This is a genomic window from Tenacibaculum retecalamus, from assembly GCF_027941755.1.
Classification (GTDB): Bacteria; Bacteroidota; Bacteroidia; order Flavobacteriales; family Flavobacteriaceae; genus Polaribacter; species Polaribacter haliotis_B.
In genome coordinates, this window is sequence record NZ_CP115916.1 from 1,493,003 (window position 1) to 1,510,978 (window position 17,976).

At 30.0% G+C, this 17,976-nt stretch carries 19 protein-coding genes; 11 read left to right on the plus strand and 8 right to left on the minus strand.

Translation table 11 applies throughout. The features are described 5' to 3' along the window. Position 1: 1 nt before the first annotated feature. The 3 genes from PG912_RS07100 to PG912_RS07110 all read right to left on the minus strand — a co-directional run bounded on the left by PG912_RS07100 (position 2) and on the right by PG912_RS07110 (position 3,720). Complete coding sequence (locus PG912_RS07100) at positions 2-1,393, minus strand: bifunctional UDP-3-O-[3-hydroxymyristoyl] N-acetylglucosamine deacetylase/3-hydroxyacyl-ACP dehydratase (RefSeq protein WP_275686971.1); 1,392 nt, start codon at positions 1,391-1,393, stop codon at positions 2-4. Beyond that, complete coding sequence (gene lpxD / locus PG912_RS07105) at positions 1,386-2,426, minus strand: UDP-3-O-(3-hydroxymyristoyl)glucosamine N-acyltransferase (protein ID WP_275686972.1); 1,041 nt, start codon at positions 2,424-2,426, stop codon at positions 1,386-1,388. Before lpxD ends, PG912_RS07100 begins: the two co-directional genes overlap by 8 nt. Before the next feature lie 61 nt (positions 2,427-2,487). Next, a complete protein-coding gene (locus PG912_RS07110) occupies positions 2,488-3,720 on the minus strand; it encodes an HD domain-containing protein (protein ID WP_275686973.1) in 1,233 nt (410 codons plus the stop codon). Positions 3,721-3,870: 150 nt separating this feature from the next. Between PG912_RS07110 and porX the strand changes: the two genes are divergently transcribed. The 4 genes from porX (at position 3,871) to PG912_RS07130 (ending at position 7,482) form a co-directional block, all read left to right on the plus strand. Continuing rightward, the gene (gene porX / locus PG912_RS07115) at positions 3,871-5,418 is read left to right on the plus strand and encodes a T9SS response regulator signal transducer PorX (RefSeq protein WP_275686974.1); all 1,548 of its coding nucleotides are present in this window, start codon (positions 3,871-3,873) and stop codon (positions 5,416-5,418) included. Positions 5,419-5,456: 38 nt separating this feature from the next. Next, positions 5,457-5,801, plus strand: coding sequence for a tRNA (adenosine(37)-N6)-threonylcarbamoyltransferase complex ATPase subunit type 1 TsaE (gene tsaE, locus PG912_RS07120; protein ID WP_333780641.1), 345 nt, complete (start codon positions 5,457-5,459; stop codon positions 5,799-5,801). A gap of 73 nt (positions 5,802-5,874) precedes the next feature. Next, positions 5,875-7,071 carry an alanine dehydrogenase gene (locus PG912_RS07125; protein ID WP_260586015.1) on the plus strand — a complete coding sequence of 399 codons (1,197 nt, stop codon included), beginning with the start codon at positions 5,875-5,877 and terminating at the stop codon, positions 7,069-7,071. Between the two features lie 39 nt (positions 7,072-7,110). Beyond that, entirely contained in the window at positions 7,111-7,482 is a 372-nt protein-coding gene (locus tag PG912_RS07130; RefSeq protein ID WP_275686975.1) for a DUF4258 domain-containing protein, read from the plus strand. Here PG912_RS07130 and PG912_RS07135 read toward each other — a convergent pair. Both PG912_RS07135 and recQ read right to left on the minus strand, forming a co-directional pair. Next, on the minus strand, positions 7,479-8,072 hold the full coding sequence (locus PG912_RS07135) for a YdeI/OmpD-associated family protein (protein ID WP_275686976.1): 594 nt from the start codon (positions 8,070-8,072) through the stop codon (positions 7,479-7,481). The genes PG912_RS07130 and PG912_RS07135 overlap by 4 nt on opposite strands. Before the next feature lie 12 nt (positions 8,073-8,084). Next, on the minus strand, positions 8,085-10,283 hold the full coding sequence (gene recQ / locus PG912_RS07140) for a DNA helicase RecQ (protein ID WP_275686977.1): 2,199 nt from the start codon (positions 10,281-10,283) through the stop codon (positions 8,085-8,087). 143 nt (positions 10,284-10,426) lie between these two features. Between recQ and PG912_RS07145 the strand changes: the two genes are divergently transcribed. From PG912_RS07145 to lptB, 4 genes are all read left to right on the plus strand, one after another. Further along, a complete protein-coding gene (locus PG912_RS07145; protein WP_260586019.1) occupies positions 10,427-10,612 on the plus strand; it encodes a hypothetical protein in 186 nt (61 codons plus the stop codon). Between the two features lies 1 nt (position 10,613). After that, positions 10,614-11,438, plus strand: coding sequence for a twin-arginine translocase subunit TatC (tatC, locus tag PG912_RS07150; protein WP_275686978.1), 825 nt, complete (start codon positions 10,614-10,616; stop codon positions 11,436-11,438). Beyond that, positions 11,413-11,760 carry a carboxymuconolactone decarboxylase family protein gene (locus PG912_RS07155; RefSeq protein WP_260586021.1) on the plus strand — a complete coding sequence of 116 codons (348 nt, stop codon included), beginning with the start codon at positions 11,413-11,415 and terminating at the stop codon, positions 11,758-11,760. Before tatC ends, PG912_RS07155 begins: the two co-directional genes overlap by 26 nt. A 76-nt stretch (positions 11,761-11,836) precedes the next feature. After that, positions 11,837-12,577 carry an LPS export ABC transporter ATP-binding protein gene (gene lptB / locus PG912_RS07160; RefSeq protein WP_275686979.1) on the plus strand — a complete coding sequence of 247 codons (741 nt, stop codon included), beginning with the start codon at positions 11,837-11,839 and terminating at the stop codon, positions 12,575-12,577. 172 nt (positions 12,578-12,749) lie between these two features. On the opposite strand, the gene PG912_RS07165 is transcribed toward lptB, so the two are convergent. Next, entirely contained in the window at positions 12,750-13,484 is a 735-nt protein-coding gene (locus tag PG912_RS07165; protein ID WP_275686980.1) for a CDP-alcohol phosphatidyltransferase family protein, read from the minus strand. Positions 13,485-13,584: 100 nt separating this feature from the next. Here PG912_RS07165 and PG912_RS07170 point away from each other — a divergent pair, with 100 nt between their 5' ends. Together PG912_RS07170 and PG912_RS07175 are read left to right on the plus strand one after the other, a co-directional pair. Next, entirely contained in the window at positions 13,585-14,562 is a 978-nt protein-coding gene (locus PG912_RS07170; protein ID WP_275686981.1) for a YheT family hydrolase, read from the plus strand. Between the two features lie 83 nt (positions 14,563-14,645). Beyond that, on the plus strand, positions 14,646-15,830 hold the full coding sequence (locus PG912_RS07175; RefSeq protein ID WP_275686982.1) for a lipoprotein N-acyltransferase Lnb domain-containing protein: 1,185 nt from the start codon (positions 14,646-14,648) through the stop codon (positions 15,828-15,830). Here PG912_RS07175 and aroQ read toward each other — a convergent pair. Both aroQ and PG912_RS07185 read right to left on the minus strand, forming a co-directional pair. After that, a complete protein-coding gene (gene aroQ / locus PG912_RS07180; protein ID WP_275686983.1) occupies positions 15,807-16,223 on the minus strand; it encodes a type II 3-dehydroquinate dehydratase in 417 nt (138 codons plus the stop codon). The genes PG912_RS07175 and aroQ overlap by 24 nt on opposite strands. Positions 16,224-16,320: 97 nt before the next feature. Then, positions 16,321-16,842, minus strand: coding sequence for a hypothetical protein (locus PG912_RS07185; protein WP_275686984.1), 522 nt, complete (start codon positions 16,840-16,842; stop codon positions 16,321-16,323). 198 nt (positions 16,843-17,040) lie between these two features. Between PG912_RS07185 and PG912_RS07190 the strand changes: the two genes are divergently transcribed. Beyond that, positions 17,041-17,958 carry a tyrosine recombinase gene (locus PG912_RS07190; protein ID WP_275686985.1) on the plus strand — a complete coding sequence of 306 codons (918 nt, stop codon included), beginning with the start codon at positions 17,041-17,043 and terminating at the stop codon, positions 17,956-17,958. The last annotated feature ends 18 nt before the right edge of the window (positions 17,959-17,976 follow it).

The following is a 17,976-nucleotide window of genomic DNA, read 5'->3' on the forward strand; positions in this document are numbered from 1 at the left end:
ACTATTGTTTTTTTGCTATTTGTGCCATTAATTCTGCTTCTGCCACTACCTTTCCGTTTGCATAAACATAAGCCTGCATATGACAAATACCTCTTCTAATAGGTGTTATCAACTCACATTTAAAAGTTAATGTATCACCTGGTAATACTTTTTGCTTAAATTTAACTTTATCCATTTTCATGAAGTAAGTTAAGTAATTTTCAGGATCTGGTACCGTATTTAAGACCAAAACCCCACCACATTGCGCCATTGCCTCTACTTGTAAAACCCCTGGCATTACTGGTGCTCCAGGAAAGTGACCTGTAAAAAAAGGCTCATTCATAGTAACATTTTTCATACCAACGACATGCGTGTCTGACAATTCTAAAATGCGATCTATCAATAAAAATGGAGGCCTGTGAGGTAGTATGTCCATTATTTGGTGAATATCCATTAATGGCGGAAGATCTAAATCATATTTAGGAACGTTATTACGTTTCTCTAATTTAATAATTTTAGCCAGTTTTTTAGCAAATAATGTATTCACTAAATGTCCTGGTTTATTAGCTATAACTTTACCTCTTATACGAGTACCAACTAATGCCAAATCACCAATTACATCTAATAATTTATGACGTGCAGCTTCGTTTGCCCAATGTAATTCTAGGTTATCTAAAATTCCGTTAGACTGTATTTTAATATCTTCTTTATTAAAAGCTTTCTTTAATTTTTCAGTTGTGCTTGCTGATAATTCTTTATCAACATATACAATTGCATTATTTAAATCACCTCCTTTAATAAGATTATGCTCTAATAACATTTCTATTTCATGTAAAAAACTAAAAGTTCTTGCTGCTGAAATATGCTCTTTAAAGTCAGAAATTTTATCTAAAGTTGCATTTTGAGTTCCTAAAATTTTAGTTCCAAAATCAACCATTGTAGTAACTTGATATTCATCCGAAGGCATTAAGATAATTTCACTCCCCGTAACTTCATCTTTATATGTTATAATTTCTTTTACAACATATTCTACAATGTCAGCATCTTGCTCTACAATTCCTGCTTCTTCTAACGCTTTAATAAAAAACTTTGAAGAACCGTCCATAATAGGTGGTTCAGATGCATTAATTTCTATAATTAAATTATCAATATCTAAACCTACAGCAGCTGCTAAAACGTGCTCTGATGTTTGAATTTGTACACCTTTGTTCTCAATATTTGTTCCTCTTTGAGTATTGGTTACAAATTCTGCCTTTGCCTGTATTATAGGTGAACCTTCTAAATCAACTCTTACAAATGCAAATCCGTGATTTATTGGAGCTGGTTTAAATACCATTGTTACTTCATTACCTGTATGCAATCCTACACCAGATAATGTAATTTCGTTTTGTATCGTTCTTTGTTGCTTACTCATTTTCTATTTTTTGAGCATTTAACTCTTTTTCAATTTTATATACTGTTGACGCTAGCTTTGGTAAGTTTTTAAAATTAACGTATGATTTACTATAATCTGAATATCCAAAAGCTGGTGTTCCTTGAACTACATCATTATCTTTAATACTTTTACCTATTCCTGATTGTGCTTGTATTCGTACATTACTACCTATTGTAACATGTCCTACAATACCTACTTGGCCACCAATCATACAACTCTCACCAACTTTTGTTGAACCTGCAATACCTGTTTGTGATGCTATTACGGTATTTTTACCTATTTCTACATTATGAGCAACCTGTATCTGATTGTCTAACTTCACTCCTTTTCTAATAATTGTAGCCCCTAATGTAGCTCTATCTATGGTAGAATTTGCTCCGATATCAACATTATCTTCAATAATAACATTTCCTATTTGAGGTATCGTTGTATATTCTCCGTTTTCTGTAGGTGCAAATCCAAATCCGTCAGAACCAATAACACTTCCTGAATGAATTTTACAATTCGATCCTATTATTGTCTCTGAATAAATTTTTACTCCTGCAAAAATAGTCGTGTTATCTCCTATTTTAGTATTGTCTCCAATATACGAATTCGGGTAAATTTTCACATTCTCTCCTAAAACAACATTTTCTCCAATATAAGCAAAGGCTCCGATGTATTCATTTTCTCCTACAGATGCAGAATCAGCTATGAAATGCGGATTTTCTCTACCTTGTTTGTTGTTTTTTACTTCATTGTAAAACTCTAATAATTTAGAAAATGAAGCATAAGCATCATCAACCTTAATTAAGGTTGTAGTTATTTCACTTTCTAATTCAAAGTTTTTGTTTACTATTGCAATACTTGCATTAGTAGTATATATGTATGAATTATATTTAGGATTAGATAAAAAAGTAAGAGAACCTTCTGTACCTTCTTCTATCTTTGAAAGTTTAGATACTTCTGCATTAGAATCACCTACAATTTCTCCTTCTAAAATATCTGCTATTTGTTCTGCTGTAAATTTCATTGAATGCAAAAGTAATTATTTTTGTTTAATTACCTCTTGTTAGAATTACTTAACAATTAAATTAAACTATTTTTTTAGGGTAACACAAATAATATTTTATAACTGGTTTAGATAATGCTTTCAAATTTAATTGATCTGAAGCCTTTGCTATATCTTCTAACTCTCCCTTTTTTGTATAAATTTTAATTGGTTTATTTGTGTTATATGCCTGATGTTTAATGCTGTTTGATAAAACAAAATAATTTAACTCCTCTTTTTTTATAGTATTCTCTACTGAAGTTTTTTTGTAAATTTCATTTTTATAAAACTCCGTAAAAGGTTCATCCTGAATTTCAATCTTTAAAAGGTTTCTATGGATAATCATTTTTGCCAAAGAAGAAAGTACAAAATCTTCATGATGTATCCATTCTTTTATTGCTGACATTACATCATAATCATCTAGTTCAGAAAATGTTTTTAAGGTATCGTCTGTAAAATTATTTTCAGTAATGGGGTTGTATAGAAAATATTTTAATGCCTTTCCTGCTGGTAAATCAACGCCTTTTTGCGCTAGTTCTTTTGCTCTTTTTAATATATTAACCAACGTGTTTTCGGCAACCAAACCTGTTTTATGCAAGTAAACTTGCCAATACATTAAACGACGCGCAATAATAAATTTTTCGACAGAATAAATTCCTTTTTGTTCAATTACTAATTCATCTTTTACAACATTCATCATTGCTATTAAACGATCTGACGAAATATTACCTTCGGTAACACCTGTGTAAAAACTATCTCTTTTTAAGTAATCTAACCGATCAATATCCAATTGACTTGATATTAATTGATATAAAAATTCTCGGTGATATTTTCCTTCAAAAATTTGGATAGCTAAACTTAATTGTCCGCCAAATTCATCATTTAAAGCACGCATAAATTTTAATGAAATCTCCTCGTGTGAAACTCCATTTACAATACTATGTTCTAATGCATGAGAAAAAGCTCCATGCCCAATATCATGCAATAAAATTGCAACATACAATGCATTTGCTTCTTCATCAGAAATAACCACATTTTTATTTCTTAAAACATAAACCGCTTTTTGCATTAAATGCATACAACCAATTGCATGATGAAAACGGGTATGATTAGCACCAGGATACACCATATTAGACAATCCCATTTGTGCAACCCTTCTTAATCTTTGAAAATATGGATGCTCTATAATATCAAATATTAAAGAATTCGGGATGGTTATAAATCCGTAAATAGGATCATTTATAATCTTTAATTTATTCGTTTTTTGGTTGTTCAAAATGTATAAATACTTCAATTCTAAACAAAATAATCATAATTTATCTACAAAACCAAATTAACAAAAGCTTTATTAACGTATTTTTAGCTTTTAGAGATACAACAAATACATTTTTGAACGTTATTTTTAGTGTAAACACGTGAAATTATTATGAGAAATATAGATATACTTTGGGTTGATGATGAAATAGATTTGTTAAAACCACACATTTTATTTTTAGAAAAGAAAAATTATGTCGTAACTACCTCTACAAATGGTGCTGATGCTATAGATTTAGTTGCTGAACAAAATTTCGATATTGTCTTTTTAGATGAAAACATGCCCGGAATTACAGGTTTAGAAACCCTGGCTGCAATCAAACAAAAAAATGCAAATCTTCCTGTGGTGATGATTACAAAAAGTGAAGAGGAATATATAATGGAAGAAGCCATTGGATCTAAAATAGCTGATTATTTAATAAAACCTGTAAACCCTAATCAGATATTATTAAGTTTAAAGAAAAACTTAGATCATTCTCGTTTAATTTCTGAAAAAACAACTTCTAATTATCAACAAGAATTCAGAAAAATATCGATGGATTTAGCCATGGTAAATTCGTATGAAGAATGGGCTGACTTATATAAAAAACTTGTGCATTGGGAATTAGAATTAGAAAATATTAATGATACGGGAATGTTAGAGATTTTAGAATCTCAAAAATCCGAAGCAAATTCTCAGTTTTATAAATTCATCAAAAAAAACTATCAAAAATGGCTTACTAGTGATGATAAACCTACTTTTTCGCACACTCTATTTAAAGATTATGTAGTTCCTACGCTATCAAAAGAGCAAGGAGTTTTATTGGTGGTTATTGATAACCTTCGTTACGATCAATATCGTGTTTTAGAGCCTTTTATCAATAATTATTATAAAAAAGAAGAGGAACATTCTTATTATAGTATTTTACCTACTGCAACACAATATGCTCGAAATGCTATTTTTTCTGGATTGATGCCTTTAGAAATGGAAAAAAAACATCCTGATTTTTGGAGAAATGATACAGATGAAGGTGGAAAAAATTTATTTGAACCCGATTTTTTAGATGCTCAAATAAAAAGATTAAAATTAAACATTAAACACGAATATTATAAAATAGTTTCACTTAAAAGTGGTAAAGAATTAGCCGATAATTATAACGGTACAAAGCAAAACGATTTAACAGTGGTTGTTTATAATTTTGTTGATATGTTATCGCATGCTAAAACCGAAATGGAAGTTATTAAAGAGCTTGCTGGTGATGACAAGGCATATAGATCATTATCTGTTAGTTGGTTTAAAAACTCGCCTTTATATGATATTATTAAGAAAGCACAAAAACTGGGACAAAAATTGATTATTACTACCGATCATGGTACTATTAATGCTAAAAACCCAACAAAAGTAGTTGGCGACAAAAATATCAGTTCTAATTTACGTTACAAAACTGGCAGAAGTTTAAGTTATGAAGATAAAGATGTGTTTGCTGTTAAAAATCCGAAAGATATCTTTTTGCCTAGTATTGCTATAAATAGTCCATTTATTTTTGCAAAAGAAGATTTGTTTTTTGCGTATCCTAACAACTATAATCATTTTGTAAAATATTATAAAAACACGTATCAACATGGCGGTGTATCGCTAGAAGAAGTTATTATTCCATGCGCTGTTTATAGTCCGAAATAATTTCATAAACATATTATAGTTTTCTATTTTTGCTTTCTATGAACAAAAATTATTATTTAGACGAATTAACACAAATAGCTGAAGACATTGTTAAAAATGCTCAGAATAAAGTATTGCTTTTTTATGGTGATATGGGTGTTGGTAAAACAACTTTAATCAAAGAAATTTGCAAAGTTTTGGGTGTTGAAGATGTAGCGCACTCACCTACTTTCTCTTTAGTAAATGAGTATCAGACAATCAATAATGATATTGTTTATCATTTTGATTTTTATCGAATCGAACATGAAGAAGAAGCTTACGATATGGGCGTTGAAGATTATTTATATAGCAATAATTGGTGCCTAATTGAATGGCCGAAAATGTTAAAAATTTACTACCTTTAGATGCTGTTGCTGTAAAAATTAATCTTTTAGAGAACGGTCAACGTAATATTCAACTAACAAACAACTAGTTATAATGAGTTCTATTTCGCCTTTTACCAAAGAGCAATTAATGCCACAACCTGAAATGCTTGAAATAAAAAGACAAAAAGGCGAATTATTTATCGGTTTACCTAAAGAAACTCATTTTGAAGAAAAACGCATTAGTTTATCTCCCGATGCTGTTTCTGCCTTGGTTGAAAATGGCCATAGAGTGGTTGTTGAAACAGGAGCAGGTGATGGTGCTAATTATAGTGATAAAGAATATTCTGATGCAGGTGCAAAAATAGCCTACAATACCAAAGAAGCTTTTGGGTGTACCATTGTTTTAAAAGTTGCACCACCTTCCTTGGATGAAATTAAAATGTTAAATCCGCAAACAGTTTTAATATCAGCATTACAACTAAAAACTCAGGATAAAAAGTATTTCGAAGCATTGGCAAGAAAACGAATTACTGCCGTTGCTTTTGATTATATAAAAGATGAACACGGAGTATACCCAATTGTAAAATCATTAAGTGAAATTGCAGGAATTGCTTCTATGCATATTGCAGCCGAATTAATGACAACATCTAACGGCGGTAATGGATTATTACTTGGTAATATTGGTGGTGTGCCCCCAAGTGATGTGGTAATATTAGGTGCGGGTACTGTTGGTGAATTCGCAGCACGTTCTGCCATCGGATTAGGAGCTCGTGTAAAGGTTTTTGACAATTCTATTACCAAACTAAGAAAACTACAACACTGTGTACAATCGCCTATATACACCTCTACTGTTCAGCCCAAAACATTAACAAAAGCGTTAATGCGCTGTGATGTTGTTATAGGTGCTATTAGAGGTAAAGATCGTTCGCCTGTAATTGTTACAGAAGGCATGATTGAACAGATGAAAGATGGTGCTGTTATTGTTGATGTTAGTATTGATCGTGGTGGATGTTTCGAAACTTCTAAAGTTACCACACATAGCAAACCTACTTTTACAGAACACGGTGTAATTCATTATTGTGTACCAAATATACCTTCGCGATATGCACGTACTGCTTCCGTTTCTATTAGTAATATATTTACACCATACTTATTAAATATTGCAGAAGAAGGCGGATTTGAAAATGCGGCGCGTTTTGATAGAAGCCTGCGTAATGGAATGTATTTTTATCACGGAATTCTAACAAACAAAACAGTAGCTGATTGGTTTGACTTGCCTTATAGAGATATTAATTTATTAATTTTATAAGCTGTTTTTTACTTACTTTTGCCATCACAAAATTTCACTATGCAGTTTTTAAAACGTTTTGGGTATTATGCAATCGGATTAGGTTTCGGTTCTTTAATTGTATTATTTATATGGAAAGGTAAAGATGTTTCTTTTGACTACGGAATGGATGCGCGTACCTTAAAAACAATTAGAGTTAGAGAAAGGTTATTTTCTGATACTGCTAAACAAGTTTTAACAAATTCGGCTATTGATACTGCAACGGTATCTGCAATTTTAAATAATGGTGATGTTGATTTCGGAAAAAGTAAACCCCGTATAAAACCTTGTCCTGAATATTTTATTACAGGAAAAGACAGTTTAAAACATATCGATTTATATGTTGTTAGATGTGATTCTACCACAACTATTGATAAAATTACAATTAACTAGCAATTTTTATACTTATCGTAAAGTCCTATTCCTTTTGTAATCATCGGGATAATTTTTTGCACTCTTTTATACTTGGTTGCTTCTCTTTTTGCTTCAAAAATATAATTAGCGTATTCTCTTTTTTTACTGAGTGAAAACTGAGTAAAACTTTCTCTTAAAGCTTCATTGCTATCTATTTCAGATTGTAGTTCCGTTGGAATTATTAAAGGTTTTGTATTTTTAACAGGTTTTAATTCTTTTCCGTTTTCAGAATTCTGAATAGCTTCTAAAATATATTCTCTAACTAAAACGATATCAATATCATTTAATGCATAAAATCGCCATTGGCGCATTGCATGTGTTTTTTCTTCTTGAGCATTTTGCAACTTTTTTTTATCATCATTTAAAAATATTCCTTGAAAAAACCAAAGTCCGCAGTAATTTTTAAATGCAGATAACCCTACGATGTTTTTATTATTGTAAACATAAACTGGCGCTCCCCATTTTATAGTTTCTTCTAAAGGAAGTTCTAATAAAACAGAACGCAAGAGCTTTAACTCTTGCGTCCATTTATTCTTTGTAATAATGTAATCTAATACTTTTGCGTTCATTAACGAATTATCTTAATTTGCTATTTCGCTCGTAAATTTAATACGCATTAAACGCAGTTCATCTTCGTCATAATCACCATCAAATTCATCTAATGCTTCTTGAATTTTATCTGTTTCAGATTCCATAAAATAATCATGTATTTCTTCCTGTTGATCTTCATCTAACAAGTCTTCAACCGCATAATCAATATTTAATTTTGTACCAGAAAATACAATTGCCTCCATCTCTTTAATTAATTCAGAAATGTTTAATCCTTTTGATTTTGATATGTCTTCTAATGGTAATTTTCTATCTGTATTTTGAATAATAAATAACTTTAATCCTGAATTTACACCTGTACTTTTAACAATTAAATCATCTGGTCGTGTAATATCATTTTCAGTTACGTAACTACTTATCAGTTTAACAAAATCTTTACCAAATTTTTTAGATTTCCCTTCTCCAACACCATGAACTTTAGATAATTCTTCTAAATTTACAGGGTATTTTAACGCCATATCATCTAAAGAAGGATCTTGAAATACGGCAAAAGGAGGTACACCTAAACGCTTACCAACACTTTTACGTAAATCTTTTAACATGGCAACCAACTTCGTATCTACTCCACCACCTGTTGACTTCGTATTTGCTATAATTATTCCGTCATCATCTGTAGCATACACATGATTTTCAGTCATCATAAAAGATACCGGGTTTTTTATAAATTCTTTACCTTTTTCTGTTAGTTTTAAAACACCATATTGTTCAATCTCTTTCTTAATTAAATCGACTACTAATATTTGACGAATTAACGCCATCCAATAATGGTTTATTTTATCTTTTCCTATTCCGAAAAAAGGTTGTGCTGTGGTTTTATGAGATTTTAATAAGGCATTTTCAGCCCCTATTATAGTATTTACAACTTCTTTAGGCTTATACATTTCATTAGTATCTTTAATAACAGATAGTAATGTTTTTACTTCGTCTTTTGCTTCGTGTTGTTTTTTAGGGTTTTGCATGTTATCATCTAACATTGCGCCTTCTCCTGTTTTTGCATCAAACTCTTCACCAAAATAGTGTAGAATATACTTTCGTCTATTCATTGACGTTTCGGCATAACCAACAACTTCTTGTAATAATGCATGCCCCACTTCCTGTTCAGCTACAGGTTTGTTTGCCATGAATTTCTCTAACTTCTCAATATCTTTATATGAATAAAAAGTTAAGCAATATCCTTCTCCTCCATCACGTCCTGCTCTACCTGTTTCTTGATAATAACTTTCTAAACTTTTTGGAATATCATGGTGAATTACATAACGAACATCTGGTTTATCAATTCCCATCCCGAAAGCTATTGTTGCAACAATAACGTCACAATCTTCCATCAAAAACATGTCTTGATGTTTTGCGCGTTTTTTCGCATCTAATCCTGCATGATAAGGAAGTGCATTAATGCCGTTAACTTGTAAAACTTGTGCTATTTCTTCTACTTTTTTACGACTTAAACAGTAGATAATTCCTGTTTTTCCCATTCGTTGTTTTATAAAACGAATGATATCTTTTTCTATCTCTTTTGTTTTCGGTCGTACTTCATAAAATAAATTAGGTCTATTAAAGGATGCTTTAAAAACATTTGCATCACTCATACCTAAAGTTTTAAGAATATCTTCCTGTACTTTTTCTGTGGCTGTAGCTGTTAAACCAATAATAGGTACATTATCAATTTGTTTGATAATAGTACGTAAATTTCTATATTCTGGTCTAAAATCATGTCCCCATTCAGAAATACAATGCGCTTCATCAATAGCTACAAAAGAAATTGTTTGTTCTCTTAAAAACGAGGCATATTCTTCTTTTACTAATGACTCTGGGGCTACATATAATAACTTTGTTATACCGTTTTCGATATCTGATTTCACTTGCGCTACTTCAGATTTGTTTAACGAAGAGTTTAATACATGGGCTATTCCATGTTCCTCAGAGATACCTCTAATAGCATCTACCTGATTTTTCATCAATGCAATTAATGGCGACACTACAATCGCTGTACCTTCTTTCATTAAAGCTGGCAACTGATAACAAAGAGATTTCCCTCCACCCGTAGGCATTATAACAAAAGTATTCTCGTTGTTTAAAATACTTTTTACAACTTCTTCTTGTAGGCCTTTAAATTGGTTAAAACCAAATATTTTTTTTAATGCCTCATACAATTCTGACTGCTCCATATTCATCTTCTAATATCAAAAATTAAAAATGTAAACTAATTTACTAAAAAACTTTACACAAACTCACGTAAACTTTATTTTTATTAAAAAGTTTTTCTTCTTAAATATTCTTATTTTTACACTTTAAATTTACTTAAAACTTTTTTAACTTGAAAGACGCAAGCGCAATTCTCTCAACAGCAAAAGAAACTATACTTTTAGAAAGTAATGCTATTGCTAATTTAACAAAATTATTAGATAGTTTGTTTGTTGATGCTGTAAATTTTATACTCAATTCGAATAATTATATTGGAATTGCTCATTTTCATGGTTTAACTAAACAAAAAGTATTTTAAGATGGCTGTAAAAGAAATGTCTTTTTTAGACCATCTTGAAGAATTAAGGTGGCATTTAGTGAGAAGTTTTGCTGCTATTTTTTTTGTAGCTATAATCGTTTTCGCTAATATAAATTTTGTTTTTGATGAGTTTTTATTAGCGCATTTAAAACCAAACTTTAGTACTTATCAATTTTTTTGTAACGTCTTTACAGCAATCGGTATAGATAGCAGTTTTTGTAATATTGAGTTTGCAAGAGAATTACAAGTACTAAACCCTACAGAAGAATTAATGACAGGAATTTGGTCTTCATTGATTTTAGGATTTATTATTTCTTTTCCTTATATATTATGGGAATTTTGGCGATTTATAGCTCCCGGATTACATAGTAGTGAAAGAAAAAAATCAAGAGGATTTATTTTTACCTCTTCTTTCTTATTCTTTTTAGGAATAGTTTTTAGTTATTACGTTATTTTACCAATGTCAGTATTTTTCTTTTACAACTTTTCGATTGGTGATGCTATTGTAAAAAACTTTAAATTAGGTGCTTATATCAGTTTAATAACAAATACGTTGTTAGGGGTTGCTATATTTTTCGAACTACCTGTAGTTATCTTTTTTCTTACTAAAATAGGATTGATAACTCCAGATTTTTTACGTAAATATCGTAAACACGCGTTAGTTGTTGTTTTAGTTTTATCTGCAATTATAACTCCACCAGACGTTGCTAGTCAAGTAATCGTTTCGGTACCAATTATGATACTTTATGAAATAAGTATTTATGTTTCTCAATATGTCTTAAAAAAACAAAATAAAAAGAATGTCTCAAAAAGTCCAAGAGTTTAACGACTACCGCGCTAAAATGAATGATAAAATTTTAGCAGGTGATAATAAAATTATCAAGCGTATTTTTAATTTAGATACCAATGCATTTAACGAAGGTCATTTGCCTAAAAAAACAAAAGAGCTATTAGGTTTAGTTGCCTCTGCTGTTTTACGTTGTGATGATTGTATTGCATATCATTTAGAAACGGCACATAAAAATGGTGTAACCAAAGAAGAAATGATGGAAACGATGAGTATTGCTACGTTAGTTGGCGGAACCATTTTAATTCCGCATTTACGTCGTGCTGTTGAATTCTGGGAATCATTAGAAGAAAATAGTTAACAAACTATTAAGGAATCGGTTTGTAGTTTTCCTGTATTTTAGTGGAATCATTTATCAAAAAAAGTAATAATCATCAATGAAATTAAGAGCAGATAACATACAAAAGCTTTACGGTAGTAGAAAAGTTGTAAAAGGTATTTCGTTAGAAGTAGAACAAGGAGAAATCATTGGTTTACTTGGGCCAAATGGCGCTGGAAAAACAACTTCTTTTTACATGATTGTTGGAATGGTAAAACCAAATTTTGGGAATATTTATTTAGATGATGAAGAAATTACTGACGATGCAATGTACAAACGTGCTCAAAAAGGAATTGGGTATTTAGCGCAAGAAGCCTCCGTTTTTAGAAAACTATCTGTAGAAGACAATATCATGTCGGTTTTAGAATTTACTGACAGATCTAAAACAGAAAGAAAAAAACGCTTAGAAGAATTAATTGATGAATTTAGTTTAGATCACGTTCGTAAAAACCGTGGAGATTTACTTTCTGGAGGAGAACGTCGTAGAACTGAAATTGCGCGTTGTTTAGCTTCTGACCCTAAATTCATTTTATTAGATGAACCTTTTGCAGGTGTAGACCCCATTGCAGTTGAAGATATTCAGGGAATTGTAGCCAAACTTAAAACGAAAAATATTGGTATTTTAATTACCGATCATGATGTACAAGCTACACTTGCCATTACCGATAGAACTTATTTAATGTACAACGGAAGTATTTTAAAAGAAGGAACTCCCGAAGAATTAGCAGAAGATGAAACTGTACGTAGGGTATATTTGGGGAAAGATTTTGAGTTAAAAAAAGAAGAAGTTTTAAAATAAATTCATCAACCTGAACTCGTTTCAGGTTCTCATTATAATTAACAACTTTTATCGTTAGATGTAATTCCTAAATAAATTCGGAATGACACTAAAAAATAATTCTACACAAGAATAATCTATACAGAAAAAGGAGCTTAATAGCTCCTTTTTATTGTTCTTTATTTTAAATAAATTACACTTTCTTCAAATTATTAAATACTGATAATCCCACATATAATATTATAACTAAAGGAACTGCCACAAATTTTAATACAACTAATAATATAATAGCTAGTAGTAAGAAAATATATTTTAACGCATTTTCTTTTAATCCGAAGGTTTTAAATTTTAAGGCAAACAACGGAATTTCAGCATTCATTAAAAAAGTTAACAATAATGTAATTACTATTAAAAAATACTGATTTTTTATAAGCTCAACAAAAAATAATTGATTCGAATATTCTGCTATTATTGGTAAAGAAATTACAAATAATGTCATTGCAGGTGTTGGTAATCCAATAAACGAGTCTGACTGACGTGTATCTATATTAAATTTTGCCAACCTATAACACGCTCCTAAAGTTAAAAACAAGCCGATATATGGTAAATTACTTCCTATAGCTCCATACATATCAATTCCAAAATAACTTGCAGCATCTACATTTAAAGCACTTATTAAAAGTTGTAACATCACAATACCTGGTACTACACCACTTGTTACCATATCGGCCAAGCTGTCTAATTGCTTACCTAATTCACCCTGTACATTTAACATTCGAGCAGCAAAACCATCAAAAAAATCAAAAACAATTCCTGTAAATACTAAAATAGCCGCTCCTACAAAATCGCCTTTAACAGCAAAAATAGTTGCTATGGTACCACATAATAAATTTCCTAAAGTTAATAAATTCGGAATATGTCTTTTCATTCTTATCAATATTTATAACAAAAATAAGAAATCCTTTTATCAGTTTTATGTTTTACTTTTTTTTATCATATTTGTTAGCACTCGTTATAAACTAAAAAACATGCCTATTCTTACTTCGGATTTCAATCCTAGTTTACCTTTTAAAAGTGCACATTTTAATACGATGTATCGTCCTTTATTTATGAAGGATACTATTAAATACAAACGAAAAAGAATTACGACTTGGGATGCCGACTTTATAGATTTAGATTTTTCTTGTATCGGTTCAAAAACATTGGTTTTATTAATTCATGGCTTAGAAGGAAGTGCTCAGTCTAATTATATGATTACAACTTCTAACCACTTAAACAAAACTGGTTTCGATACAGTTTGTATGAATTTACGTAGCTGTAGTGGTGAAGATAATTTGATATTAGAAACCTATCATAGCGGAAAAACAGATGATGTAACTTTTATTATTAAACATCTTACAACCCATTACGAGTACGAAAATATAATTATTGTAGGTTTTAGTCTTGGCGGAAATTTAACGTTAAAATATTTAGGGGAATATGATACTATTCCTACTGAAGTTAAAGGCGGAATTGCAGTTTCTGTTCCTATTGATTTAACAAGCTCACAGGCAGAATTATTAAAATTAAAGAACAAAATTTATTTAAACGAGTTCCTGAAAACTTTAAAACTAAAAATATTGGAGAAAGCAGAAAAGTTTCCTGATTTTGAGTTAAATAAAGAATTACTATTCAAAGCGACAAAGTTTCGTCATTTAGAAAAACAATACACAGTGCCTGTCTTCGGATTTGAAAGTTCGGAAGATTATTGGATAAAAGCAAGCGCAAAACCTTATATACCCAAAATAAAAGTACCTTCTTTATTGATAAACTCATTAGATGATAGTTTTTTATCAAAAGAATGTTACCCTTTTGCTGAAGCTAAAAATTCCACTAATTTTCATTTATTAACACCAAATTACGGTGGTCATGTTGGTTTTATAAGTTCATTTAATGATAAAGAAGGTAAATGGCTAGAGAAAAATATTACTCGTTTTATTCAAGAAAACCTGAAAATTAGTTCTTAAAACAATACTTTTATAAACAGCATTTATTTTAATCATAATTAAGATATTTGTAAAACTTAATTATCTATTTTTTGATGCAAGTTATGATAAAAAAATACGCTAGTACCTTCCTCCTTTTATGTTGCCTAAATACTGTTTTATCACAAGTATCTAAGCCAACAACTTTATCTGAATTATCACATATAAGTATTATTACCTCAGGATCTGGAGAGGTTTTATATGAAAAATTTGGGCACACCGCAATACGCGTTAAAGATCCTGCTACGCAACTAGATTTAATATATAATTATGGAATTTTTGATTTTGACAATCCCACTTTTTATGTAGATTTCACCAAAGGATATATGAAATACAAATTAGCTAAATACCCGTTTTATTTAGCTTTAAAAAGCAGTCAACAAGATAAGCGTTGGGTAAAAGAGCAAATTTTAAATTTAACCCAAAATCAGAAGAATCAATTTTTTACTATTTTAGAAACAAATGCACTTCCAAAAAATGCAGGTTATTTATACGATCCTTATTTTGATAATTGCGCTACCAAACCTCGTGATATTATAAAAGAAGTGTTAGGAGATCATTTAATTTTTAAAGATAGTTTTATTGCTGAAAATTTATCATTAAGACAATTAATGAATAAAGAAATTCATCAAAATACTTGGGGAAGTTTAGGTATTAATGTTGCTTTAGGAAGCAGATTAGATAAAATTGCTACTGCAAGCGAATATTTATATTTGCCTGATTATGTTTTTGAAGCCTTAAATTATTCCAAAGTTTTAAGAGACGGAAAAGAAGTGAATTTAGTATCAAAAACAATTATTTTATTAGATTTTGACGAGAAAAAATCAGAAAATGATGTTGTTAGTCCGTTTTTAATAATTTTACTACTTTCTTTAATTGGCTTATTTATTACTTATAACGATTATAAAAAGAAAAAAAGAACTAAGTGGTTAGATTTTTCTTTGTTTTTTACAACAGGAATCATAGGATTATTAATTGTATACTTATGGTTTTTCACCAACCATTCTACCGCGCCTAATAATTTTAATTTTCTATGGGCATTTTTTCCAAACTTAATTATTGCTTTCTTTTTGATAAAAAAAACCACACCACAATGGATTGCAAAGTATTGTTTAGTACTACTCTTTTTTTTAGCAATCGCATCTATTATTTGGATTACTAAAACTCAGTTATTCTCTATTACTATAATTCCGTTATTAATTTTATTGGGAGTTAGATATTGGTTTTTACAAAAAACTCTGAATCGCTAACTTATAACTCTGTAAACCAAAACCAGTAATTACTCCTTTTGCATTGGGCGCAATATAGCTTCCATGACGAAAATTTTCGCGCGCATGCACGTTTGAAATATGTACTTCTACAACCGGAGTTTCAATACCTTTTACAGCATCAGCAATACCAATTGAGGTATGTGTATAAGCGGCTGCATTTAAAATAACACCATCATATTCAAAACCAACTTCGTGAAGTTTATCAATTATCTCACCTTCTATGTTAGATTGATAATAACTTAACGCTACTACTTTATATTCTTTTTTTAATTCTTTAAAAAAATCTTCAAAAGAATTAGCTCCATATATTTCTGGCTCACGTTTTCCTAATAAATTTAAGTTAGGATCGTTGATTATAATTAGTTTTTTCATTGTATCATTTTCAAAAAAAGTAAAAGTAAGTTTTTAATTTTTAAGCATAAAAAAAGGGAAGCAAAAATGCTTCCCTTTTTAGTAACTAATTTATATATTAGATATGTAAAGCAAATCCAACCATAAATTGTAAATTATTATTACCATCAGAATCTCCTAAACCTAAGTTATATCTTAATCCTGGCTCAACACTTACCATATCTCCTAAAAAGATAGCATAACCTGCTTGTAATCCTAAAAATGATGCATCATTGTTGTTTCCTGCATAATCTATTTGAACAGGAATCATACTACTAATGTAATATTTAGCTCCAATTTTATAAGAAAAAGTAGAGTCAACACCGTCAACACTAGAACCTCCAAAACCTAAACCTAATTTAATAGCTAAATCATCCATGATAAAATAACCACCTTCTAAACCTAAGTTATAAGTTGTTACAGAATCATCAACACCTTCTTGTGATCTTGAATTTAAAGAAAATCCAGTACTAGCTGCATGAGCTTCACCAAAACCAGTGTTTCCTTCAATTAAAAACTTCCCTTTAGCAGTTTGACCGTCTTGTGCGTTAGCAGTAAATCCTGCAGCAACGATAGCAATAAGTAATAATACTTTTTTCATAATTTAAATTTTAATATTTATTAATTTGTTTGGCAAAAGTATTCCTTTTTTTAATGTTCGCAAATATATTAACTAAAAAAAATGTTAAAACATATATTTAAAAATAGCATAATATCTAATTTACTTAAATTAAAATTCATCAACTAAGCATAATAATTTTAACTTTGGCTTTATAAAAATTAATTACACTCATAGTTAATGAACTGGCAGCAGGCAACATCTGATTACACAAACTATTTAAAAATAGAAAGAGGGCTTTCTAAAAACTCTATTGATAGTTATACTAGAGATATTAAAAAGCTTGTATTATTTATTGAAACTCTTAAAAACAGTCATTTACCTATAAGTATTACTACCATAACTGTTCAGCAATTTATATACGAAGCTAGTAAAAGTATAAACCCAAGAAGTCAAGCGCGTTTAATTTCGGGATTGCGAAGTTTTTTTGATTATTTAATTTTTGAAGATTATAGGAAAGACAATCCTACCGATTTAATTGAAAGTCCGAATATTACGCGTAAACTCCCCGATACGTTAGAAAAAGAAGAAGTTGACGCTTTAATTGCCGCGATCGATTTAAGTCATCCGCAGGGCGAAAGAAATAAAACCATTATTGAAACCATTTTTAGCTGTGGTTTGCGTGTAAGCGAATTAATCAACTTACAATTATCTGATTTATTTTTTGATGACGGCTACATCCGAATTTTAGGAAAAGGGAATAAATTCCGTTTTGTACCCATACATCATACTACCATAAAACGTTTAAATTTTTATATTGATGATATCCGTTCTAAAATTAATCCGAAGAAAGAAGAAGAGGATATTGTTTTTTTAAACCGACGTGGCAAACGATTAACCCGCCAAATGATTTTTATTATATTAAAAGAAGTGGCTATAAAAACAAATCTTAAAAAAAGAATTGGCCCACATACTTTACGCCACTCTTTTGCTACCTACTTATTAAAACATGGTGCCGACTTACGAGTTATACAACAACTATTAGGGCATGAAAGTATTACAACCACCGAAATTTATGTGCATTTAGATACTAGTTTTTTAAAGGAAGTTGTGGAATTGCATCACCCAAGAAGTGACATTAATATAAATGATAAATAAAGAGAATTATTTATTGCA